Origin of the sequence: Flavobacterium sp. AJR (genome assembly GCF_002156885.1) — a bacterium.
In the GTDB taxonomy this organism is placed as follows: Bacteria; Bacteroidota; Bacteroidia; order Flavobacteriales; family Flavobacteriaceae; genus Flavobacterium.
In genome coordinates this window covers 1-23,901 of record NZ_NCWQ01000023.1, presented here as the reverse complement: position 1 = coordinate 23,901, position 23,901 = coordinate 1, and the positions used below count along the sequence as shown (strand labels likewise).

26 protein-coding genes are annotated in these 23,901 nt (G+C 33.0%); 11 read left to right on the top strand and 15 right to left on the bottom strand.

All coding sequences use genetic code 11. The features are described from left to right. Positions 1 to 295: 295 nt before the first annotated feature. The 6 genes from B8T70_RS07720 (at position 296) to B8T70_RS07695 (ending at position 6,985) form a co-directional block, all read left to right on the top strand. Complete coding sequence (locus B8T70_RS07720) at positions 296 to 1,150, top strand: S1 RNA-binding domain-containing protein (RefSeq protein WP_035625111.1); 855 nt, start codon at positions 296 to 298, stop codon at positions 1,148 to 1,150. 729 nt (positions 1,151 to 1,879) lie between these two features. After that, positions 1,880 to 2,713: a 1,4-dihydroxy-2-naphthoyl-CoA synthase gene (locus B8T70_RS07715; protein ID WP_035681238.1), complete on the top strand. Its 834-nt coding sequence runs from the start codon at positions 1,880 to 1,882 to the stop codon at positions 2,711 to 2,713. 103 nt (positions 2,714 to 2,816) lie between these two features. Continuing rightward, the gene (gene menA, locus B8T70_RS07710; RefSeq protein ID WP_039114236.1) at positions 2,817 to 3,779 is read left to right on the top strand and encodes a 1,4-dihydroxy-2-naphthoate octaprenyltransferase; all 963 of its coding nucleotides are present in this window, start codon (positions 2,817 to 2,819) and stop codon (positions 3,777 to 3,779) included. Positions 3,780 to 3,806: 27 nt separating this feature from the next. Beyond that, complete coding sequence (locus tag B8T70_RS07705; RefSeq protein ID WP_086894505.1) at positions 3,807 to 4,484, top strand: metal-dependent hydrolase; 678 nt, start codon at positions 3,807 to 3,809, stop codon at positions 4,482 to 4,484. 152 nt (positions 4,485 to 4,636) lie between these two features. After that, positions 4,637 to 5,839, top strand: a complete 1,203-nt coding sequence (locus tag B8T70_RS07700) for a M48 family metallopeptidase (protein WP_086894504.1) — start codon at positions 4,637 to 4,639, stop codon at positions 5,837 to 5,839. A gap of 102 nt (positions 5,840 to 5,941) precedes the next feature. Next, a complete protein-coding gene (locus B8T70_RS07695; RefSeq protein WP_086894503.1) occupies positions 5,942 to 6,985 on the top strand; it encodes an o-succinylbenzoate synthase in 1,044 nt (347 codons plus the stop codon). 126 nt (positions 6,986 to 7,111) lie between these two features. Here B8T70_RS07695 and B8T70_RS07690 read toward each other — a convergent pair whose 3' ends face one another. Further along, a complete protein-coding gene (locus B8T70_RS07690; protein WP_086894502.1) occupies positions 7,112 to 7,669 on the bottom strand; it encodes a hypothetical protein in 558 nt (185 codons plus the stop codon). Positions 7,670 to 7,690: 21 nt separating this feature from the next. After that, on the bottom strand, positions 7,691 to 8,611 hold the full coding sequence (locus tag B8T70_RS07685; RefSeq protein ID WP_086894501.1) for an OmpA family protein: 921 nt from the start codon (positions 8,609 to 8,611) through the stop codon (positions 7,691 to 7,693). 224 nt (positions 8,612 to 8,835) lie between these two features. Here B8T70_RS07685 and B8T70_RS07680 point away from each other — a divergent pair, with 224 nt between their 5' ends. Both B8T70_RS07680 and B8T70_RS07675 read left to right on the top strand, forming a co-directional pair. Continuing rightward, positions 8,836 to 9,312 carry a CYTH domain-containing protein gene (locus B8T70_RS07680; RefSeq protein ID WP_207621522.1) on the top strand — a complete coding sequence of 159 codons (477 nt, stop codon included), beginning with the start codon at positions 8,836 to 8,838 and terminating at the stop codon, positions 9,310 to 9,312. A 5-nt stretch (positions 9,313 to 9,317) separates the two neighbouring features. Beyond that, positions 9,318 to 10,289, top strand: a complete 972-nt coding sequence (locus B8T70_RS07675; protein WP_086894529.1) for a YpdA family putative bacillithiol disulfide reductase — start codon at positions 9,318 to 9,320, stop codon at positions 10,287 to 10,289. Between the two features lie 201 nt (positions 10,290 to 10,490). Here B8T70_RS07675 and B8T70_RS07670 read toward each other — a convergent pair whose 3' ends face one another. Both B8T70_RS07670 and msrA read right to left on the bottom strand, forming a co-directional pair. After that, positions 10,491 to 12,062: a YdiU family protein gene (locus B8T70_RS07670; protein ID WP_086894500.1), complete on the bottom strand. Its 1,572-nt coding sequence runs from the start codon at positions 12,060 to 12,062 to the stop codon at positions 10,491 to 10,493. 35 nt (positions 12,063 to 12,097) lie between these two features. After that, positions 12,098 to 12,628, bottom strand: a complete 531-nt coding sequence (gene msrA / locus B8T70_RS07665; RefSeq protein ID WP_086894499.1) for a peptide-methionine (S)-S-oxide reductase MsrA — start codon at positions 12,626 to 12,628, stop codon at positions 12,098 to 12,100. A gap of 221 nt (positions 12,629 to 12,849) precedes the next feature. On the opposite strand from msrA, the gene B8T70_RS07660 reads away from it, so the two are divergent. Next, a complete protein-coding gene (locus B8T70_RS07660; protein WP_086894498.1) occupies positions 12,850 to 14,337 on the top strand; it encodes an aminotransferase class V-fold PLP-dependent enzyme in 1,488 nt (495 codons plus the stop codon). A gap of 228 nt (positions 14,338 to 14,565) precedes the next feature. On the opposite strand, the gene B8T70_RS07655 is transcribed toward B8T70_RS07660, so the two are convergent. The 6 genes from B8T70_RS07655 to B8T70_RS07630 all read right to left on the bottom strand — a co-directional run bounded on the left by B8T70_RS07655 (position 14,566) and on the right by B8T70_RS07630 (position 18,231). Further along, positions 14,566 to 15,015, bottom strand: a complete 450-nt coding sequence (locus B8T70_RS07655) for a DinB family protein (protein ID WP_086894497.1) — start codon at positions 15,013 to 15,015, stop codon at positions 14,566 to 14,568. Then, positions 15,015 to 15,485: a nuclear transport factor 2 family protein gene (locus tag B8T70_RS07650; protein ID WP_086894496.1), complete on the bottom strand. Its 471-nt coding sequence runs from the start codon at positions 15,483 to 15,485 to the stop codon at positions 15,015 to 15,017. The genes B8T70_RS07655 and B8T70_RS07650 overlap by 1 nt, the downstream gene beginning before the upstream one ends. A 60-nt stretch (positions 15,486 to 15,545) precedes the next feature. Next, the gene (locus B8T70_RS07645) at positions 15,546 to 16,154 is read right to left on the bottom strand and encodes a hypothetical protein (protein ID WP_242667436.1); all 609 of its coding nucleotides are present in this window, start codon (positions 16,152 to 16,154) and stop codon (positions 15,546 to 15,548) included. Positions 16,155 to 16,165: 11 nt separating this feature from the next. Then, the gene (locus B8T70_RS07640) at positions 16,166 to 16,642 is read right to left on the bottom strand and encodes a hypothetical protein (RefSeq protein WP_039114224.1); all 477 of its coding nucleotides are present in this window, start codon (positions 16,640 to 16,642) and stop codon (positions 16,166 to 16,168) included. A 6-nt stretch (positions 16,643 to 16,648) separates the two neighbouring features. Continuing rightward, on the bottom strand, positions 16,649 to 17,326 hold the full coding sequence (locus tag B8T70_RS07635; protein WP_086894495.1) for a peptidoglycan DD-metalloendopeptidase family protein: 678 nt from the start codon (positions 17,324 to 17,326) through the stop codon (positions 16,649 to 16,651). A 239-nt stretch (positions 17,327 to 17,565) separates the two neighbouring features. Further along, positions 17,566 to 18,231 (bottom strand): spermidine synthase, encoded by a 666-nt coding sequence (locus B8T70_RS07630; protein WP_039120090.1) that lies wholly within the window; start codon positions 18,229 to 18,231, stop codon positions 17,566 to 17,568. Between the two features lie 62 nt (positions 18,232 to 18,293). Here B8T70_RS07630 and B8T70_RS07625 point away from each other — a divergent pair, with 62 nt between their 5' ends. Further along, the gene (locus B8T70_RS07625) at positions 18,294 to 18,845 is read left to right on the top strand and encodes a 1-acyl-sn-glycerol-3-phosphate acyltransferase (RefSeq protein ID WP_039120091.1); all 552 of its coding nucleotides are present in this window, start codon (positions 18,294 to 18,296) and stop codon (positions 18,843 to 18,845) included. 95 nt (positions 18,846 to 18,940) lie between these two features. Here the strand turns inward: B8T70_RS07625 and B8T70_RS07620 are convergent, their stop codons facing one another. The 5 genes from B8T70_RS07620 to B8T70_RS07600 all read right to left on the bottom strand — a co-directional run bounded on the left by B8T70_RS07620 (position 18,941) and on the right by B8T70_RS07600 (position 22,419). Next, entirely contained in the window at positions 18,941 to 19,543 is a 603-nt protein-coding gene (locus B8T70_RS07620; RefSeq protein WP_039114220.1) for a PAS domain-containing protein, read from the bottom strand. Between the two features lie 75 nt (positions 19,544 to 19,618). After that, the gene (locus tag B8T70_RS07615; protein WP_086894494.1) at positions 19,619 to 19,963 is read right to left on the bottom strand and encodes a hypothetical protein; all 345 of its coding nucleotides are present in this window, start codon (positions 19,961 to 19,963) and stop codon (positions 19,619 to 19,621) included. A 73-nt stretch (positions 19,964 to 20,036) separates the two neighbouring features. Further along, the gene (locus B8T70_RS07610) at positions 20,037 to 20,894 is read right to left on the bottom strand and encodes a hypothetical protein (RefSeq protein WP_039114307.1); all 858 of its coding nucleotides are present in this window, start codon (positions 20,892 to 20,894) and stop codon (positions 20,037 to 20,039) included. 28 nt (positions 20,895 to 20,922) lie between these two features. Beyond that, positions 20,923 to 21,522, bottom strand: coding sequence for a thioredoxin fold domain-containing protein (locus tag B8T70_RS07605; RefSeq protein ID WP_039114218.1), 600 nt, complete (start codon positions 21,520 to 21,522; stop codon positions 20,923 to 20,925). Positions 21,523 to 21,942: 420 nt separating this feature from the next. Next, entirely contained in the window at positions 21,943 to 22,419 is a 477-nt protein-coding gene (locus B8T70_RS07600) for a helix-turn-helix transcriptional regulator (RefSeq protein WP_086894493.1), read from the bottom strand. A 312-nt stretch (positions 22,420 to 22,731) separates the two neighbouring features. Here B8T70_RS07600 and B8T70_RS07595 point away from each other — a divergent pair, with 312 nt between their 5' ends. Continuing rightward, positions 22,732 to 23,886 (top strand): M14 metallopeptidase family protein, encoded by a 1,155-nt coding sequence (locus B8T70_RS07595; RefSeq protein ID WP_086894492.1) that lies wholly within the window; start codon positions 22,732 to 22,734, stop codon positions 23,884 to 23,886. Positions 23,887 to 23,901 lie beyond the last annotated feature (15 nt).

Sequence of the window (23,901 nt, the reverse complement as noted above, 5' to 3'; positions counted from 1 at the left end):
GAAGGTTTCAATTCAATAAGAAAAACGGAGGCAACTTTGTGTCTATGTTTTATTTTGGATCTCTTTTTATTACTAAAAGAGGAATTATACTTATAAAATAGCGGATGGAAATAGATTTTCGATCAAAATTTGTTACTCTATTTCAATTCGTAATTTTAAAATGTTAAAATTTTAAAAAGAGGTTGTTAAAAGACGACCTCTTTTAATAGAATAATTTTTATGCTTCTCATTTTCAAACTTCGTACCTTTGCGACTTAGAAACTTGCTTAAATAGCAATACAGAACTTTAAAGAAGATGATTGAAATAGGAAAATACAACACCCTAACTATATTACGTGATACCAAAGTAGGATTGTTTTTGGGTAACCCCGAGAAAGATCCAGAAGGAATCCACGACATACTATTACCAAACAAATATGTTCCAAACGAATTTGAAATAGGCGAAGAACTTATCGTTTTTGTTTATTTAGATCACGAAGAGCGTCCAGTTGCAACAACCCTAGAACCATATATTTTGCTGAACGAGTTTGCTCTTTTACGAGTAAATTACATTAACCAGATTGGTGCTTTTATGGATTGGGGAATGGAAAAAGACATTCTTGTTCCGTTTAAAGAACAAGCGCGCCCTATGGAAAAAGGAAAGCGTTATTTGGTTTATTTATACATGGACGAAAAAACCAATCGATTGGTAGCTTCAAGTAAAACGAACCAATTCTTAAGTAATGATAACCTAACGGTAGAAAAAGGCGAAGAAGTAGATTTAATCGTTTCGCATATTACCGAGATAGGAATCAATGTAATTATTAATGAAAAGCATAAAGGATTATTATACAAAGATGAGGTTTACGATGATGCCATTCGTACGGGAGACCGTATGCGAGGATATATCAAGAACATACGTCCTGATAATAAAATAGATGTTTCATTACAAGTGCAGGGATACCAAAGTATCGAACCAAATGCCGAGAAAATAATGGACGAATTAAGAGCAAGTCGTGGTTTTTTAAGACTTACAGACAATTCGCATCCAGAAGACATTAAAACGGTGCTTAAAATGAGTAAGAAAACATTTAAGAAAGCGATTGGAGCTCTATACAGAGAGAAACTAATCGAGATAAAAGAAGACGGTATTTACTTGGTAAAAGAGTAATACTAAGCTACTACAACAAAAAAGGCTAATCATTACGATTAGCCTTTTTCTTTTTATTCTAGTTTTATAAAAAAATTGTAATTAAAAAAAAACAAAAATAAAAATAAATCTACTTTCATCACGAAAAGTGAATAGAATCACATCTTATATAATACTGTACTTAATCTTGTTGCGTGTGACTTACTACTTCTTCAGATGGGTTTGTCTTGAATGGGATAACAATTTCTTACATGCTGAAATTGATTTCACGGCAGAACCTTTGGTTTATTTTTAATATTTTTAAAGATGATTAAACAATAATAAGTACCCATTTGTAGAGTAGTTTAATATATCTTTCTTGTTAACCGTAGGTGTTACTATCTCTTTTTTGCAATTTCGACAAATGCTAATCTCATTTGCTCTTTGTCTAAAGGTTTTAAATTTAAAACCATAGAAAAATGAGCGACAAATTTTTTAAATTTTCTCAAAAAATCATTTTTTAGGTTAATAAATCAGTGAAAGAAAATCAATCTTAAATGTGTACGAAAAATAATGTATCACATTGATTAATAGAAAGTAAAGATAAAAATAAAAAATAGAATACACTATAAAATGATTGCCGTTTTTAATTGAAAAACAATATTTAACATTTGATCAAATTTTTTTTAGAATAGACTTCATGATGATTGTATAGTCTAAAGTGTAAAAAATGATTTATTTTTACACTATAATTAATTAAAAATACATCTAATGGATTGGATTACTGCCAGAGAATTTGAAGATATAACCTATAAAAAATGTAATGGAGTTGCGAGAATAGCATTTAACAGACCTAATGTACGCAATGCTTTTCGCCCAAAAACAACATCCGAATTATACCAAGCATTTTACGATGCACAAGAAGATACCTCGATAGGAGTAGTTTTATTATCTGCCGAAGGACCTTCGACCAAAGACGGAGTATATTCTTTTTGTAGTGGTGGAGACCAAAACGCAAGAGGGCATCAAGGATATGTTGGAGAAGATGGACAACATCGTTTAAATATTCTAGAAGTACAACGATTAATTCGTTTTATGCCAAAAGTTGTCATAGCTGTAGTTCCAGGTTGGGCAGTAGGTGGCGGACATAGTTTACATGTAGTTTGCGATATGACATTAGCGAGTAAAGAACACGCTATTTTTAAGCAAACAGATGCCGATGTAACTAGTTTTGATGGCGGATATGGATCAGCTTACCTTGCCAAAATGGTAGGACAGAAAAAAGCACGTGAAATTTTCTTCTTAGGACGCAATTATTCAGCTCAGGAAGCAATGGATATGGGAATGGTAAACGCCGTTATTCCTCATGATGAACTAGAAGATACTGCTTACGAATGGGCGCAAGAGATATTACAAAAATCGCCAACATCTATAAAAATGCTAAAATTTGCTATGAACCTTACAGATGATGGTATGGTAGGGCAACAGGTTTTTGCTGGAGAAGCAACCCGTTTAGCGTATATGACCGAAGAGGCCAAAGAAGGAAGAAATGCCTTTTTAGAAAAAAGAAAGCCTAATTTTGGCGAAAATAAATGGTTGCCATAAACAAGTTTGCAGTATCGGTTTTCAGTTTCAGTTTTAACTGAAATTCTGTGACTGAGACTGAAAACTTTTTTATAACAAACTTTAAATTAAATAAAACATAAGAATGAAACATTGGATTGAAGCCGCTAGATTAAGAACATTACCCTTATCAGTTTCTGGGATTATCGTCGGTAGTATGTATGCTTTGGCAAATCCCACAGAAAACGTTTATACGCCTACAGAAGTTTTTAATTGGAAAATTTTTGGCTTTGCACTTTTAACAACGCTAGGATTGCAGGTATTATCCAATTTTGCCAACGATTATGGCGATGGAGTAAAAGGAACCGATAACGAAGACAGAATAGGGCCAAAACGTGCTATACAAAGCGGAGTAATAACGCCACAAGCCATGAAAAAGGCTATAATCATTACTTCATTGTTAACTTTATTATCGGCAGTTACATTGATTTATTTTGCCTTTGGCGAGACAAATTTTGTGTATTCAATCTTTTTCTTACTATTAGGGATTGCAGCAATTGTTTCGGCAATACGTTATACAGTAGGAAACTCAGCTTATGGATATAAAGGCTTTGGAGATATTTTTGTATTCGTATTCTTTGGTTTAGTAAGTACATTAGGCGTTAACTTTTTATACTCAAAAGAAATAGATCCGCTTTTAATCCTGCCAGCAGTAGCCATAGGATTATTAAGCGTAGGAGTTTTAAACCTAAACAACATGCGTGACGAAGCTTCAGATAGAAAATCGGGCAAAAACACAATTGTAGTAAAAATGGGTGGACAAGCTGCCAAAAAGTACCATTACTTCTTAATCATAACAGCAATGATTTCGGTAGTTGCATTTGCTATTTTAAGCGATTATAACTTTGATCAATACTTGTTTTTATTGGCTTACATACCATTAACCAAACATTTAATTGTTGTTTATAAAAACCAAGAACCTAAATTACTAGACCCAGAATTAAAAAGAGTAGCACTTAGCACATTTTTGCTTTCAGTATTATTGACTTTGTGCATGATATCATTAATTTCAGACATTATTGTAAACCTCTTCTTAGGAGGAAGATAATTTATTAAACTTTAAATTTGTATCAATATGAAAATTACATTTTACGGTCATGCATCATTAGGAATCGAAGTAGGAGGAAAGCACATTCTGGTAGATCCTTTTATCTCAGGTAATCCATTGGCATCACATATCGATATTAACACATTAAGAGCCGATTATATCTTGCTAACGCATGCGCATGGAGATCATATTCTGGATGCCGAAGCAATTGCAAAACGTACCGAAGCAGTAATCGTATCTAATGCCGAAATTGCGAGTTATTTTGCCCAAAGAGAGCTAAAAGCACATCAAATGAATCACGGAGGCAGCTGGCAATTTGACTTCGGAAAAGTAAAATATGTAAATGCCATACATTCAAGTTCATTTCCCGATGGTAGCTACGGAGGGAATCCAGGAGGATTTGTAATCGAAGGTGAACACAAAAATATCTATATCGCAGGAGATACAGCACTTACGATGGATATGAAATTAATCCCGATGCGTACCAAGCTAGATTTAGCGATTTTGCCAATCGGAAACAACTTTACAATGGATGTAGAAGATGCGATTATAGCATCAGATTTTATCGAATGTGATAAAATTCTAGGGTATCATTATGATACCTTCGGATATATCAAAATCAATCATGACGAAGCAATACGTAAGTTTTTTGATAAAGGAAAAGACCTAATGCTTATAGAAATTGGAGAATCTATTGAATTGTAAATAGCGTTATTCTAAGAGAAATTGAAGAATTAGGAGCTATCCCGATAGCTATCGGGACCCGCCATACGCTTTATCTTTTCCTGGCTAAAGAAACCAGGAAAAGGATATCGCTGCTGTCAGGGCTAAAAAAAAACACACATCCAGTCAAGAAAATGAAATCTAAAAAACTGATTTTAGTACTTTTATTAAGCTCGTTTTATTCAGCTTTTGCACAAAAAGAAGGATATTGGGACAAAGAACGATCCACTACAAAAGAAATAATCGTTTCAGCCCGCGACAGAATCATCATTCCAACCGAAGATTTACCATTAGGAACCACCGAAGTGATATATAGGATCACTCTGTTGGACGAAAACCAACAATTGGCAAGTAGCTTAGTCTCGGTATTAAAATCGATTCCAGATCCATCAGGAATTAGTCAGGGATCAGCCGGAGCAGTATTCCTAATGTCAAAAATATCAGGAGATGATAAGTGTAAATATGCCTTGTTTACTGATCAGGCAATTGCCAAAAGTTATGTACAAACAGGAAAAACCGATAAAGCCTGTTATGCACAAGAAGAACCAGTAAGCAAAGACGCAAAACGATTATCATTAGATAAAACCAGCTGTTTGCAACCAAATGTAAATACAATTTGGTTTGGATTCGAAAGCAAGAATTGGCTTTTAAAACAAAAAATAGTACTAGAAGTAGTGCCGTGGGTTGATGTAAAGCTAAGCCGTGGTTGGAATCAGGAGAATAAAAAAGAAATTATCAGCCAATGCAAGACCTCAAATCTGGCACAGAAAATGGCAAGTTCTGATGAATTTTGTGTTTGTATCCTCGAAAAAATCCAAAAGCAATACCGTTACACAGAGTTTGATAAACTATTGGCAATGGAAAAAATCAAAGCCTATAAAGATTATGGAAATACCTGTTATAACGATACCAGTATCTCTAAAAACATTTATAGCGATTTAAGAAATCAGGCTTCTAAATTAATTAAAAGTCAGAAATATGGTGAAGCGATAACATTGTTAAACACTGTAATTGCTGACAAAAAAGCTACAGCACTAGATTATAGCGCTATTGGATATTGTTATATAATAACCAAACAATACGAGAAAGCCATTAAGTTCCTAAAAGAAGGCGAAAAACTAGATGAAACAGAGTTGCAATTAAAACTTAACCTGGCACATGCTTATTTGGTAAGCGACGATTATAAAGACGCCAAAGCTATTTATAAAAAATACCAAACACAAAACGTTACTGATAGTTTAAGCTGGATTCAAAAAGTAAAACTTGATTTTGCAGCTTTTAAGAAAGCAAATTTACCTTCAGCAAACTTTGATAGAGTTTTAGACCTTTTTAATTAATAATTAATCCTATAAGTGATACAAGCAAATATAAATTGTATTTTCTAAATGCTTTATTATATGAACTTATATCACTAATATGTTTAAAAAAAGAAAATCATCTTGAAAGCCACTTACCACAAATATATTCTCAATTTTAAGCGCCCATCTGGAACTTCCAGAGGCGTAATGAACGAAAAAGAAACTTGGTTCATTGTTATTGAAGAAAATAATAAAAAGGGAATAGGCGAGTGCGGAATCCTCAGAGGACTAAGCGCAGACGATCGAGACGACTACGAAGAGAAATTGCAATGGAGTTGCGATAATATACATCTTGGCGAAAAAGCCCTTTGGGAAGCCTTATTAGAGTTCCCTTCAATACAATTTGGTATAGAAATGGCTTTCCGTTCATTGCACAGTAAAATGCCCTTTTTACTCTTTCCTTCACCTTTTACTACGGGAGAGAAATCTATTGCAATAAATGGGTTAGTCTGGATGGGAGAACCAGAGTTTATGAAACAGCAAATAGAAGAGAAGCTAGCCACAGGTTTTCGTTGTATAAAACTTAAAATTGGTGCTATCGATTTTGATAAAGAGTTGGAATTACTGGGTTTTATCCGCAGCCACTTTAGCCCAGAAGAAATAGAAATACGAGTAGATGCCAATGGAGCTTTTAGTTTAGAGACAGCTTTAAATAAGCTAATTCAGCTTAATGCATATAAGTTGCATAGTATCGAACAGCCAATAAAACCAGGCAATACACAGGTTATGGCTAGTTTATGTGAGACAACACCTTTTGCTATAGCACTAGATGAAGAATTGATTGGAGTTTTTTCTCTGCAGGAAAAAGAAAAATTACTGCAAAATATAAAACCACAGTATATTATTTTAAAACCAAGCTTTATAGGCGGTTTTCGAGGGACTCAGGAATGGATTGCATTGGCAGAGAAGTATAATATCGGTTGGTGGATAACATCGGCTCTGGAAAGCAATATAGGTCTTAATGCAATTGCACAATGGACTTTTTTGCAAAATAATACTATGCCACAAGGTTTAGGAACAGGAGCCTTGTATACCAATAATTTTGATTGTCCGCTAGAAGTTACACAAGGACAATTATGGTATAACCCAGATTTAAACTGGGAAATAGATATTGATAAGTTTTAATCTAGAAAAGGGCAACACTTTTATCTTTGTTAAAGTTGACAAAGATTTTCACCAATAGGTTGTCTTTAAAATTAGAAATAAAAAAAACTGGCATAAAGCCAGTTTTTAATTTTTAGAGAATAAAAATTATTCTTTTCCGCCATCTAAGACATCTTGCCAATCTTTTAATTCTTTCCATTTTCCTTCATAAGCCAACTTAGCTTGTCTTGCCCAGGTTCCAGGATTATGAATTGCATAGTTTTCACCAGCGTTATCTAGAATAGTTTGAGATTTTTCTGTTGGTGTTTCCGATAAAGCCAACCAGGTTTTGATTCCAGCCTGATGATACAGCTCTTCGATTTTAGGACCAATTCCTTCGATTATCTTCAAATCATCTTTCTTTATTTTTTTGCCAAATACAGTTGCTGCCAATGCAGCATCAAAAGCAATTTCTGGAATTGTAGTTTTACCCACAAATGATTGTGCAGATGCCGAAGCATTATTTAACTTAGCTGCTAAATCTGCTTCAAGCGAAGATATTTTGGCATTTAAGTTCTTAGTATTAGCTCTGCAAGCGTCTAAATCAGCTTGTAAAGAAAGCAAATCAGAATCGTTTCCTTTCGAAGCCATTTTTCCTATCAAGTAACCTAAAATTCCACAGATTAACCCAACTAAAGCTGGTATTAAGATACAAGGTATATTCATAATGTTATTTTTTTGGATTAATTATTTTATTGTAACTACAGTTCTACGATTATTTGCTTTACCATCGGCGGTTGTATTATCTCCTACAGGTTCATCTGGACCTTTTGATTGAGTTTCGATTTTACTACCATCAATGCCGTTTTTAGACAAATAGTTTTTAGTAAAGTCAGCACGTTTTTGGCTTAACACAACATTCGATTCACGGTTTCCAACATTATCAGAATGCCCAACAACCAATAATGCGCCATCATTTACATGAAGAATGTAATACGAGATGTCTTTAATTTTCTGACGATCGGCAGCATTTAGATTATTATTGGATTTATTGGTATTAAAATGAAGAACCAAAGGATCAGCATTTATTTTGGTTTTTAAAGCAGCAAAATCTTCACCATCTGTTTTTGTTGCAACCGAATCCGTCGAAGTATTAATTTCGAAAGAAACTGGACCTAATAGCGTATCTCCACTTGTTTTCCAGCTATCGATTATTTCACCATTAGTATTAAACTTTCCAGCCGATAGCCCTTTTGATACAAAATAATTTTTAACATCATTTGCCCTTGCAATACCAAGATTAGGGTACGTAGTGGTGTTCTTTTCATCGGTAGTCGCATATCCAGTTATGGTAACCTTTTGCTCTGGATTGGCATCTAAGAAAGTTTTCAGTTTTTCAATACCAATATTAACAGAGTCTTTAACTGGTGTAATCACCGAAGCACTATTCTTCAGGAACTTCAGATTGTCGCTACTGCGGTAGTCAATACCGGTACCATTAATTACAAAAGGAACAATCTCCGTGACCGTTTCTTTAATAACAACTACTTTTTCGATATCGTCTGCGGGTTCTTTCGTACAGCAATTGCAGCAAAATTTCAGATACAGGAATGTACCTAAGATAATTGTGACTACAATGCCTAAGAGATAAAGTGTTTTTTTAGACATAATTTTTATGAGTTAAAATTCTCTCAAATTTAACAAAAAAATAAATGCAAAACGTTACTAATCAGTTATTTTAATATTATTGTTAAAAATAACCTCTTTTTATGTTTAAGAATTTACTTACTTTTTAAAATTAACAATTAATTTGAATAATTGTAAGGAGAAAATCTTAATTCGCCAATTAATTAAAATGAGTAACTTGCTAACTGAATTTAGTTATGGATATGATGGTCGAAATAGAAAGAAAATTTTTAGTTAAAACAACCGATTTTAAAGAACAGGCTTTCGCCAAAAATCGAATTGCTCAGGGATATTTAAGCTCCGAACCAGAGCGAACAGTACGTATACGTATAAAAGGCACGAAAGGGTTTATTACTATAAAAGGAATAGGAAGTGATAGTGGAATGTCACGATTTGAGTGGGAAAATGAAATTCCGCTGGACGAAGCACAAGAATTATTGAAATTGTGCGAGAAAGGTAAAATTGAGAAAACACGATTCGAAATAAAATCAGGAAACCATGTTTTTGAAGTAGATGAGTTTTATGGAGAAAATGAGGGGTTGATAATTGCCGAAATCGAGCTTGAATCAGAAACAGACACGTTTGATAAACCAGATTGGTTAGGAGAAGAAGTAACCAGTGATCCAAGATATTATAATTCTTATTTAAGCAAGCATCCGTTCTCAGAATGGAATAAAGAATAATGTTTATGACAATTGAAGCATATGATTTGATTATAGTAGGAGGAGGACCAATAGGTTTAGCCTGCGCGATCGAAGCACAAAAGAAAAATTTAAAGTATTTAATTATAGAAAAAGGAGCAATTGTAAACAGTATTTTTAATTATCCGCTGTATATGACATTTTTTTCTACAGCCGAAAGACTAGAAATAGGAGATATACCTTTTAATTGCTTGGCTCCCAAGCCAGGCCGACAAGAAGCATTGGAGTATTATCGCAATATTCATCGTTATTTTGACTTCTCCATTCATTTATTCGAAAATGTGACCCAAGTTATCAAGCAAGAAAATTCGCTTTTTAAAATAACCACAAATAAGGCATTGTATGAAGCCAAGAATGTAATTATTGCAACAGGCTTTTATGATATTCCGATTTATATGAATGTAAAAGGCGAGGAGTTGCCACAAGTGCGCCATTATTACAAAGAGGCACATGAATATGCTTTTAGGAATGTTCTTGTTGTAGGCGCAAATAATTCATCTGTAGATGCAGCCTTAGAATGTTGGCGAAAAGGAGCTAATGTTACGATGGTAATTCGCAAAAGCGAAATAAACAATCGTGTAAAATATTGGGTTAAACCAGATATAGAGAACAGAATAGCCGAAGGAAGTATAAAAGCTTATTTTGAATCGAATATTACTGAAATCAGAGAGAATGAAGTTGAAATTGAAACTCCAAACGGAAAAGTAACTATCGAAAATGATTTTGTTTTGGCACTTACTGGTTATAAGCCAGATTTAACGTTTCTGGAAAAAATGGGAATTCAATTATCTGATGATGAAAGAAAAGTACCAATATACAATCCCGAAACAATGGAAACCAATGTTGCAGGATTGTTTTTGGCAGGTGTTGTGTGTGGCGGAATGGAAACTCATAAATGGTTTATTGAGAATTCCCGTGTTCATGCCAATATGATTGTAGATTGTATTACTTCGAAATAGAAAAATATTGCCATGATCCGAGCGCAATGTTATTAAGTTAAGCTTTTTGGGCTATAATTTTACTCGCAAAGCCGCAAAAGCGCAAAGTTTACACATTCTTTCTTTGCGTTTTTGCGACTTAGCGAGAGATTTAATTCGACAAAGCATTATAAATATTCCCTTTATTTAATGAAATTGCGCTCGGATTGTGACAAAAAATAGCTAAGAACTACAAGAAAGCATAGAACAGCCTACTTTGTCTCTTGCCCAATCTGGACGTTTGGCAAACCATTTTTCGTATTCTGGTTGTTCATCGTAAGGATTTTTAAGTAATAAATGTAATTCCTCTATTAGAGAATAATCACCTTCATCGGCAGCATCAATACTTAGTTGAGCCATGTAGTTACGCAATACATATTTAGGATTTACTTTGTTTTGGCTTGCAGCACGTTCTTCATCGGATGTTTTTTCAGTATTTAAACGCGTTAAATACACCGAGAACCATTCTAGCCAAGTATTTAAAATAGTACCTTTAATTTCTTTAGGTTTATAAAAAGCATCCTGAATGCAAGCAAATGCTTCTTCTGCAGATTGTTCTTTTTTGATTTTATTTAAATTTCTAAAAAAGATAGTCATATCTGTTTCAGATAATTGCAAGTTGGTTTCTAGATCTAAGATAATTTTATCATCAATTTCTTTTGATGTAGAAATTCCTAATTTGCTTAGCATCATTTCTTTATATTCTTCATCAAATGAATCAGAGAATGATTCTAATATACTCTCTAAACCTTCGGCTTCATTGATTAATGGGTATAATGCATTTGCTAATTGAAATAAATTCCATTTAGCAACATTTGCCTGATTGCCAAAACGGTACCTTTTATGTTGATTATCGGTAGTATTTGGTGTCCAATTCGGATCATAATCTTCTAACCAACCATAAGGTCCAAAATCTATTGTTAAGCCGTGAATCGACATATTATCGGTATTCATGACCCCATGTACAAAACCTACACGTTGCCAATCCAGAATCATCTTACGGGTTTTATCAGCTACAGCTTTAAAAAACTGGATATAAGACTTCTTAGGATCTTCCTCGGTTATCTCAGGATAATAATACTTGATAGTATAATCGGTAAGAGATTTAAGATTTTTAAGTTCATTACGTGCCGTTAGCATCTCAAAACTTCCAAAACGAATAAATGACGGTGCTACACGACATACAATTGCCCCTTTTTCATAAGCAGGATTACCATCATATAGTTTATCGCGCAATACTTCGTCACCAGATAACATTAAAGCAAGGGAACGAGTGGTAGGAACTCCTAAATAAAACATGGCTTCGCTACATAAATGTTCTCGTATAGAGGAACGTAAAACTGCTAAACCATCGGCAGTTCTCGAATAAGGTGTTTTTCCTGCTCCTTTAAGCTGTAAAGTATAAAACTGGTCATTGTGTTCAACTTCGGTTAAATTAATCGCTCTACCGTCTCCTAATTGTCCCGCCCAATTCCCGAATTGATGCCCTGCATAACACATAGCGTATGGATGCGTGGTTGGTAAAACTTCTTTACCCGAAAAAACATTCAGAAATGATTCTGATTGAATGTCTTTTGGCGAAAGCCCGATTAACTCAGCCACAGCTTCAGAAGCGTGAATTAACTTAGGTTCAGCAGGAATTCGTGGGTTAACATAAGAGAAACAAGTATTTAAAACCTGCCTTATTTCGTTAGTACTTAGTGGATCTTCAGGTAGTTCGGCAGTAAACCGATTATGTATATTTAATTTTTTCATTTTATTTAATTTCAATAACAGTAATACGTGCTTGTTTATGCCAGTTTATCGGCATACATTTTTCTTAGTTTTTGCACTTTAGGGTCGATTACCATTCGGCAATAACCAGCTTCCTGATTATTGTTGTAATAATTTTGGTGATCTTCCTCAGCTTCATAAAACACTTCAAAAGGTTTTAATTCAGTTACGATTGGATCAGCATAAAGAGGTTTTACAGCTTCAAAAACTTGCTCTGCAATTACTTTTTGTTCCTCATTATGGTATAAAATGATAGAGCGGTATTGTGTCCCTCTGTCAGCTCCTTGTTGGTTTAATGTCGTTGGGTCATGACTCGTCATAAAAATGGCAATTAAGTCATGGTATGAAATGATTTCGGGGTCGAAAGTGACCTGAATAACTTCGGCATGACCTGTTCTCCCAGTACAAACCTCGCGATAAGCTGGGTTTTTGATATGACCATCGGCATAGCCCGATTTTATTGATATTATCCCCTTTAGGCGTTGAATAACTGCTTCAATACACCAGAAACAGCCCCCTCCAAAAGTAGCTATAGATAAGTTTTTCATAATATATAATTTAAATAATTATTGTTCTTTGTTGATAATGAGTAACATATTTAAAATAGATACTCAAATTTAATTCTAATTTGTTGGTTTTGCTAAAAAGAAACCTGTTTAAGAGGTGTTTATTTAAAAATAACAGAAATTGTAGTACAGTTTTCACTTAAGTATTAACAAATTCACAATTATATAAAAAATATATACCTTTGTCATCAAATCAGTTTATAATGAATATCAAAAACAATACCACGGCTTTAGAAGCTTATTTCCAGGATTTTCGTAAAAATATCATTGGAATCGACCAGGAATTTACCTCTCCTTATGGTAAAAAACAGATAATTTATACCGATTGGACTGCCAGCGGACGATTATATAGACCGATTGAAGAGAAAATTATAAACCAATTTGGACCTTTTGTCGCAAATACGCATACTGAGACCACTGTGTCAGGTACTGCCATGACAAAAGCGTACCATCATGCCAGAAATATCATTAAGCGTCATGTTAATGCCAATCAGGATGATATTTTAATTACTGATGGAACAGGAATGACTGGTGTTGTTAATAAATTTCAGCGTATTTTGGGCTTGAAAATCCCTGAAAACCTAAAGGATTTTACAACTATACCAGCTGATAAAAAACCAGTTGTTTTTATATCTCACATGGAGCACCACTCAAATCAAACGAGTTGGTTAGAAACGATTGCCGATGTCGAAATTATTCCTGCTTGCGAAAAAGGACTTTTTAGCCTTGAAAGCTTAGAAATTTTATTAGATAAATATAAAGACCGAGCTTACAAAATAGCTTCGATCACTTCTTGTTCTAACGTAACAGGGATAAAAACACCATATTATGAAGCTGCTAAGTTAATGCACCAACATAATGGAGTTTGTTTTGTAGATTTTGCGTGTTCTGGACCGTATGTAAAAATAAATATGCACCCAGAAGATCCAGAAGCGTATTTGGATGCGATTTTCTTTTCTCCACACAAATTTTTAGGAGGCCCTGGAACATCGGGAGTTTTAGTTTTTAATAAAAAGTTATATAAAAACATGATTCCGGATTGTCCTGGAGGAGGAACAGTAAGCTGGACAAATCCTTGGGGTGAGCATAAATACATAGATAATATCGAAGACCGTGAAGATGGCGGAACTCCTGGCTTTTTGCAAGTTATAAAAACTGCTTTGGCAATTGAGCTAAAAGAACAAATGGGAGTAGATAACATGTTACAACGTGAGCATGAAATCGTAGATTATGTGTTTAATGAACTAAATGATATTCCGAATATTAAAATCTTAGCAGGACAACATCAGGAACGTTTAGGAGTAGTTTCGTTTTTTATCGAAGATTTACATTTTAACTTAGGTGTAAAAATATTAAATGACAGATTCGGAATCCAAACCAGAGGAGGTTGCAGTTGTGCAGGTACTTACGGACACTTTTTGTTACATGTTGACCAAGAAACGTCTAGTAAGCTGATTGACCAAATCACTATTGGAGATTTAATCCGTAAACCGGGATGGATAAGAATGTCGATACATCCTACTACTACCAATGAGGAGATTGCTTTTGTTTGCGAAAGCATCAAAGAATTAGCCAAAAATCATAAAGAATGGGCTTTGGATTACGAATACAATAAAGAAACCAATGAGTTTATACATGAAAATGTAACTTCATTCGAAGACGAATTAGTCGCAGGTTGGTTTGTATCATAAAACAAAAAAATAGCTTCAATCGAAGCTATTTTTTTTTGATATTTTTTACCATTAAGAAATTAAGAAAAATTAAGAAAAATTAAGAATGCTATTAGAAAGGCAAGTAGTGATTATTGAATCTCATAAAGTCGCCAAGTTGCAGTTTTTAAAGAATATTTTAAGAAATTTAAAATAACAGTAAAAGCTTAATTTTTCTTAATGGTTTAAATTATTTATCGATCAACCATTTTACGCGTCCAATAATCGGCGGTGATAGTTTATTTGTCCTAAATGATAGGCGAGGTGAGTGGTGAGATGTGTTAGGATAAAATCGGTAGAATTTTTACCTTCAAAAACAAATACAGGAAATTCATGTTCCAAATCTTCTTCGGATAAATTACTTAAAGCGGTATCAACAACACTAATTGTCTCTTCAATTTTAGCTATTAATTCTGCTTTTGGGATATTTTTTAGAGAAAACTCTAATTCTCGATGTCTGATATAACCAGAATTACCCAATGCAGCGCCTATATAAGTGTTTAAATTGCCAATTAAGTGCAAACATAGATTACCACCCGAATTTAGAATTTGTTCGCTTACGAGCCAGATTTTAGCTTCGTTTTGATAAGATTCTATTTCGAGTTTTAATTTATTAAGATCTCGGTTAAAAAGAGCTCTTAAGGTCTCGAGATGTGCCATTATTTCTTAGTTTGATAATTGTGAAGTGATAGTAAGGCTTGTTCTTGTATTTTTTTCTGAAAAAAACCTGTCCAGCCCAATAAGTATCCTGTAATACCAAATGCTTGTTTTGACCATTTCCAGACATCAAAGGTATCGGTATGTTTGATGATTAAGCCATCCTGAAACTGAAATTCGGCAGAAATACTATTGATTACCCTTCTGTTTGTTTTGCTAAAGTTATAAGTAGCAACCCAATGCGCTGAACCTACAAAATCATCGGCTTTTACATCCGAGAATTCTATTTTTATGTTTCCTTTGCTTTTTTTAAGTAGCATTTCCCACATTTTAGAAACCTGATTCTCTTTTAATAAACCAAAAGCAGGATCACGAAATTGTACTTTAGGATGGTAACATTCGCTCATTTTGGCTGCGTCGGCATTAGCAAATGCAGTATAAAATTTCGTAATTGTGGCTTCGTTTGCAGTCATTTTTAATCTAATTAGAATATAAATGTACAGAATTATTGACTATTTACTCCAAAAATAAGCTTATAAACCTTGAATTTCTGTTGCGGTATCAAAGCTTTTTTTAGTTTTGTCAAATTTGGTCGAAAAATAAGACTTCTTATTTACGGCAGTAAAATTACCAATTTGACTACTAAACTTATTTGCAGTCCCTGTTATATTGAATCTAATAGATTGTATATCAGTTTTTTTTAGTTTATTCATTTCAATAGCCGAAAGATTGTAATAATTTGCCGTTTTATTTTCGGCAGCTTCAGTATTTTTTTTATCAATACATACAATAATCGTATTGTCTACTAAGTAAATATAGGCAACGCCTGTAATTTGTAATTTAGGATCTGTTGTGGCAACACTAAGTTTTAAGAGACCTCCCGTTTCTGTTTTTGCAATTTGCACATTGGCTTCGCCAGATAAAGCATAATTTTCGCAGATAAAATCCCAAGATTGGGTAGCTGGATATGTTTTTCCTTTAAAATTAAGCGACTCCTGAGCATTAACCAAAATGGATAAGAAAAAAAAGGGTAAAATCAGTAGTGTTTTATAATTCATATGTAGATAGTATTTGTTTTTTAAAGGAATATGGAATTCGCATATCTTCATTGGTATTTGCGACCAATTTTCGGTAATGCTCATTTCATAAGGTTTTATTTTTCAATTAAATTTGACTCGAATGTTTCGTCCCAGTCCAACGATTTTATGGCAGAAATCAGATTGTCTTCGTTTACATACACGCGAAGTTCTTTATTGGCTACTTTTTTTTCATATAAAGCTCTGTATCTGTAGATGGTTTCGTGTTTGGTTTTGTAAACACCATCTAATTTAAGATCTTTAAATGCTCCGTACCATTGTCGGAATTTCTGGCATGTTTTTGTCAATCGTTCTTCTGTTGTATTTGCCATAACCGATGGCGTAACTTCAGTTTCGTTAAAAGGCTTAAATTTTGAGGTATTACAAGTCAATAAAACTCGTTTTCCTAAATCGTAGGCCTTTTTTTGTTGGCTATTATCTACTTCTGTAGGTAAAACTTTTGATATTTTTAAATCCTCTGTTTTGTTTCCTCCTGTTTTAGATTTGCAACCAATCAACAGAAGCAAACTTAGAATAAATAGTACTTTTTTCATCGTTCTTTATGTTATTTTTAATACTAAATTGGGATTTGGGCAGTTGTTAGCATAATAATCTGCGTCGATTTTACTGCAAACACCTGGATAATCGCCAAAATTATCTCCAATATTTTTTATAATCTGAAAGTGCAAGTGTGGTGCATAATCCCCATTTACATTTGATTCTCCTAAAGTGCCCAAAATTTGTTCTTGAATAAAAACATCTCCAACTTTAAGATTCTCTATACTTTCTAACGATAAATGCCCGTATAAAGTATAGAAAATATGATTTTCGATATCATGTTTCAGGATAATTGTAGGGCCATAATCACCCAAACCAATATTGTTTTTAAAACTATGCACTGTCCCGTTAAACGCTGCCAATACTGGAGTTGAGTCTTTTATCCATAAATCGACACCAATATGAATATTACGTTCTGGTGCAGCAGAATTATTGAAATTTTCACTTCGTTTGTATAGATTACGCTCCTCTAAATACCCGCCAAAAGCCACTTTTGCATTGGCATGAGCTAATAAATTATCGATATAATTCTCAAAATCGACAGCAGTTTGTGGCTTGTTGTTTGCTAAATCCTGATTTGTGATTGATAAATCCAAAGGCATATACTGAGCATAACCGATTGTAGCATCAATTACTTTTGCTGGAGCTAATTTTTTTAAAGTAGTTTCTAATGAGGGCATATATTTTACTTTTTTTAATATTCTATTTAATACTTTGTGGAAGGAACGCGGATTAAGCGGATTCGCTAAGGCGAAAACGCAGATTAAAAACGGATTTTTTTCGTACCGACGCTTTGGGATTAGTAAGGGATTGGGATTGTTTTTGAAAATCCGTTTTAAATCCGCGTCTTTACTTTTGTAAATCCGCTTAATCCGCGTTCCTTCGTAGACAATAAACAACTCGTTAAATAAATTTACCGCTAAGCTAGTTTTTCAATAATTATCAATTCATTGTGTTCTTCGATTCGAGGAAGCATTTTTACAGTATGTTGGTCATTGTTTATCTCCGAGATATATTTTTGGTTTCGCACATTATGCTTCTCATCCAGAATCATGGTATTGAAAAGTACAAAACCGCTATTTTTTAAAAGATCACAAACTCTATTACTGAAGAAACTTTCAAATAAAAAATTTGGCATCGTAGTGTCCTCAAAAACATCGATGATTATCAGGTCGTATTTTTTATTTGTTTTTAAAACAAATTCGAAAGCATCATCAATAATAACTTCGAGTTGTTTTATTTTATTTAGATTAAAATATTTATTGGCAACCTGAATCATTTCGGGATCAATTTCGACTCCGGTGATTTTACCTTTGTATTTTATTTCATCGACCAATGTTTTGATTACACTTCCTCCGGCAACACCAAGAAGTAAAATATGTTTCATTGGAGTTATCTTTTCGAAACCAATATTTTTTAAACCATATCTTAGAATGCGTTGCAAACTTCCGTAAGAGTAATTGGTATTTTCGGAATCTAGAACTAATTCTCCATTTGCCCAAGTAACTTCGATTGCTTTACTGCGGGCAGATTTTTTTTCAAATATTTTTATAGGAACCAGGTAACTGAATATTTTCTTAATCATTCGTATGCGTTTTTACCAAATTTAAGATTTAAATTATTTATTTTGCAGGTTAAAATAAAATAATGAAGAAACAATTATATAAATTCATCTTTCTGAAGTTGATGGGATGGAAAATTGTAGGGGTTGAAAATGCTGAGGTTAAAAAATGTGTATTAATGGTAATGCCACATACAAGTAACCATGATTTTTATTTAGGAATTTTTACCCGAGGTATTTCAGGATTAGAAATGAATTGGGTTGGAAAGAAGGAATTATTTAAATTTCCTTTTGGATATTATTTTAGAAGTGCAGGAGGAGAGCCGCTGGATCGTTCAGGAGGTTTGAACAAAGTCGATTCTATTGCAGCCATTTTTGATAGAAAAGAAACTTTTCGATTAGCAGTTGCTCCAGAAGGAACTCGCAAAAAAGTTTCTGAAATTAGAACAGGATTTTATTACATCGCCCTAAAAGCAAATGTGCCTATAGTTCCTGTAGCTTTTGATTGGGGTAAAAAAGAGGTTAATCTCGGAAAACCTTTTTATCCGACAGGAAATTATGAAGCTGATATGGAAGTTTTAAAACAACATTATAAAGGCGTAGTGGGGAAAATTCCAGAAAATGGATTTCAATTATAAAAAAATGCTCAGTGGCTTTCTTTTGGATATAAAAAAAACACAATTTTCTTTAGTGGTATCGGAAATTGTGTTTTTTATTTAAACGAGGTGCTCGTTTATTTTTTTTTGACGTCTTTTTTCTCAAAAAAGCCTTTAAAAAAGCCTTTTTTCACTTTTTCTTTATCGTCTTTTCCGGTAGCTACAAGATGATCTACATATTCCATGTACGTTTTGTTGCGTTCCTCCAGAAAACCTATTAAATATTCTTCAGAGGCTTTAACTCCGCTAGCTTCCTCAATATGTATTAACTTTTTATACAAAGGCTCTATAAACTTTACTATAATGGCTTCAGGAACAGATTTTCTTGTTCCAAAGAATCCCGCAATTTCTCCATCTGAATCGGCAATTATTTTAAAATCGGTAATTACCCAATAGTATCTACCAGTTTTAGACATGTTTTTGATAATAGCATGTATGTTCTTGCTTGCTCTAATATTATCCCACAAGAATTTAAAAATTACTTTAGGCATATCGGGGTGTCGTATAACATTGTGAGGTTGCCCAATTAGTTCAAACTCATCATAACCTGACACGTCTATAAAGGCTTCATTTGCATATAAAATTGTTCCTTTTGTATCTGTTTTACTTAGCAGTACTTTAGTTTTGTTCCAATCAACTTCTCTATCAGATGGAGTCGGGCGAGTAGTTCTTGTTTCCATAAATTTTTATTTTAAGTTAATATATGAGTTGGTTTTTTTTTTATAAAAGGTGTGATATTTTTTATAAAGTAGTGCTTAGTTAAATTCTTTTTCTAAAGTTGCTAATAGGTCATTTATTTTCTGGAAAACCGTGCCTAATTCATCTTCTAGCCAATCAGGCAGCGTATCATCATTTACCAATCTCAAATGTTGGATATTGCTTGCAATATGAATGATTTTCTTGTATTGAAAGTCGAGGTTTTTAACGGTTGCATTGGTGCTGTGTTTGCTTAATAATTTTTCAACTTCTTTGCCAAAACCAGTTTCAGATACTACCATATCCCTTGGATTTAGCGCGATGTTGTTTTTTAAAAAATCATCAAAAGATTTTTTCCAGGTAATCAGTGTTTTATTTGCTGATTGAAAATCATATTCTGCCATAAAATAGAGGTTAAGGTTACTAATTGATTTGGGGGGAAATAACAAATACGCCTAAAATTTGGAAATAAAAAGTTTAATTCGCCATATGGTTTGCCGATTTACCGTGGATATCATTGACCAAGCCATCTATTTTTTTTGTATTTTCTTTAATCATTTCAAAATAACCAAGGAGTTTCTCATTGTCGGTTTGCCCTTTAGAAACTTCGATTAAAGTGAGTACGGAGTGTACAGGTGATTTTAAATCTTGTGACGTTTTATAAATAAAACTATTAAATTCATTGTTTGCAGAGAGAGAACTATATTTTGCCGATGCCAATTTGATATTTTCCAATTCGTATTCATCAGAAATTTTAGAAATATGATTTTCACTATGTTCTTTAAAATAATAAGACCAATAGCCATTCATAAAAAATACAACAGCAGCAAGGACAACGTGAATGATAAAAGTTTCTATATCAAAATTAACTTGTGAAAAATATATTTGAGGACCATTAGCATCATTGTAAACAAAATTTTGCAAGTAAGCCAAAGCTCCATGATGAAGTACAACTAAAAGCGTAAGCGGAATTTGTAATTTCCAGTTCTGATAAATAATCAAAATCGTACTGGCGATGAATACTGTAAAATGCATTTCGAACAAACCATGCATTTGGTAAATATACTGCGCCATAAATATAGCCAGAACTACAGAGAGAACGTATTGGTAGAATTTAGATTTTTTGAGAAAAAATTTTGCAGAATAATAGGCGATGAGATTAAGTGCTCCAACACCAACTCCAATTTCCCATGTATCATATTTAAATGCCAAAGCTATTCCGAAGAGGAAATAGAACGCAAGAACATAGTTGATAATGGTGTCAGATTTTTGTGTCATCGTAGACATAAAATTGTGCAGGTAATCTCGTTCATTCAAACTTGCTTTTGTTTTCATAGTAATTAGAAATTGGTTAAGGTTAGATTTATTTAGTACATTTAGGTAATGAACATCCATAAGCTTTAAGAGCCAAAGCATCAAAAGAAGGTTTGTTGTTTTGGATTAATAAAGAATCAATTGCCATTTGTGCATAATTAGTATTTGCATCAGTGCAATATCTTGTCTTGTTATAATTTCCTCGATAATATAAATTTTGGGAAGCATCAATAAGAACCGCTTGAGGTGTAGAGAACACACCGCATTTTTCAGCAATATCATTATCAAAGAAAACAGGAACCTTAGAATCAAATTTGTCTTGAATTTCTTCTACTGTGAAATTTTTTACTTTGTTGAGAACTACGATATTGAAATTAATCTTATCTCCATATTTTTTTATTAATTCACTTACATGTGGCACGTTAAAACGGGAGCATGGACAATCGGGATTAAAAAAATGGATGAAAACAGGTTTATTTTTAGTAGTAAACTGTTTTCCAAGATTAATGTGAGATCCCATAGCAATATCGTGATGATTTTTTGGGACGGGTGTAGGTAAACTGTATTGGTATTCATTTTGCCAGAACAAAACTAAGATGGCACCGAAAAGAAATGAAAACCACACGGCAAGAAGGAATTTTTTCCTCATAAATTGGTTGTTTTTTTGGTTGAAAATATAGAATTAAACACTTGTTAATTATTTTCATTATAAAACACATTTAGCTAATATGAATAAAAATATCATATTTAAATACTATTTAAATAGATAATAATAAGATATTATTGTTAAAATATGTTTTTCTTAAGCCGTATCAATGTTACAAATAAAATCGATAAACAACAAATAAAATGGACAAATTGCGACAAAAAAAGCAATATGTAAGAATAGGATTAATTATAGGAAAATATCGTACAATTTTAGGTTAAACAAAAATTACTTTGTTTTAGAAGTGTCTTTTGTAAACAAGTCTTGATTTTGCAGTAATAGTTTGAGAGTAAGACAGAAGAGAGGTAGTGTAGAGGATGTTTTTTCCTGTCTTACAAAAATCGAAAAGGGCTCGCTTATTTTTTAAGGAGTGTAAATTTTAAAAGTTCCATTTTTATAAAAAAGCACAATTTTTTCTATTTCTTCGGAAGAAGAAGAATTAGGAATTACGTTTTTTATTTCAGGAGTATTTTTTTCAATTGGTTTTTTCTCCGTTGGATTTTCTATTTCTAAGAATAGGTCTTCGGGGATAAAGCTTTTAGTTGGAAAAATAGGAGCGATGGGTTTTTCAATTTCTTGTGGAATTGAATTTGTAACCACTTCGATATTTTCACTTTTAGGAAAAGTACCTTTTCCGTTCAAGACCCAATACAAATCTACATCGGGAAAAATCTCAATAATTTTTAATATAAAATCTAAGCTAGGTTTGTTTCTGCCAGAAAGTAGGTGAGACATACTAGAGCGTTGCACCCCAATTTTGTCTGCGAAAGAAGAAGCATTTAAACCATAATAATCGAGTATGGTTTCCAATCTTTTTATAAAATCCTCGATGTTTACCATTGTAAATTGTTTTTTAAATTAAGATGGTTTACAAATGTAACTAAAATATACCGAAGCACCAATTATACAATTGTAAATTGCCTAATTCTAGCTATTTTACTGATTATATGACTTCATGTAATGTTATATAAGTTGTTAGTATTTAGTGTTGTAAGTGTGTTTTTGTAAATAGGTAACAAATGTCACCAAAACCAAGGGAAATGGAGGTTATTTCGAGAAAATAAGCGTTTACAAATGTAGATTATGGTAAAATTTAATTGTTTACAATTGTAAAAATAAAGATGTTTACTTTTGTAAACCAAACAATACGACATGAATTTAGAAGAATTATTTAGCTTACATAAAGAACAAAGTATTCAAGGAAGGTATCTTACACTAGATGCTATTACTCCCTTATTAGACAAATTAAATACTAATAATCAAGTTAAGATTGTTGGTAAATCGGTTTTGGATCAACCTATATATAGTTACGAAATTGGGTCTGGTAAAACACGAATTTACCTTTGGTCGCAAATGCATGGAAACGAAAGCACGACCACAAAAGCCTTATTTGACTTTATTAATGTCTTAAATAGCGGTTCGGATTTTGCAAATAAAATGCTAGAAACCTTTACTTTTTATTCCATTCCTATACTAAACCCCGATGGTGCGAAGTTATATACCCGAGAAAACGCTAACAAAGTCGACTTAAATCGTGATTCACAACAGTTAACTCAGCCAGAGAGTAAGGTATTAAGAGCTGCTTTTGAAGCGTTTAAACCTCATTATTGTTATAACCTGCATGATCAGCGTACTATTTTTGGCGCAGGAGACACAGGAAAGCCTGCTACGGTTTCGTTTCTGGCACCTGCATATAATGAAGAGAGAGAGATAAATGAGTCCCGTACAAAGGCTATAGATCTGATTGTTGCTATGAATGATGTTCTGCAGCAGTATATCCCTGGGCAAGTAGGGCGTTTTGATGATTCTTTTAATATTAATTGCATAGGAGATACGTTCCAATATCTGGGAGTGCCTACAATTTTATTTGAGGCGGGGCATTATCCGAATGATTATGAAAGAGAAGTTACTAGGAAGTATATATTTTTCGCCTTAATTACTGGATTTAAAGCACTAAGCGAAAACGATATAGTTGTCAATGGAATTAATAAATATTTGAATATTTCACAAAATAAAGTCGTTTTTTATGATTTTATGTATAAAAACATCAAAATAAATTATGATGGTATTGAAATAATCACGAATTTTGCCGCACAATACAAAGAAGAATTGATTGAAAATAAAATTTGTTTCACTGCTTACATTACCGAAGTTGGTGAATTAGAAAATTATTACGGTCATTTTGAATATGATGCTAAAGGGGCAACATATACTGATGATTTTAGTAATATTCCGAAAACAAGTCAGAAAGCAGATTTTTATTTAGATAAAAACATAAAATTTGTTAATGGATTGATAAAAAGTTAGTTTTTTTGTCATTTT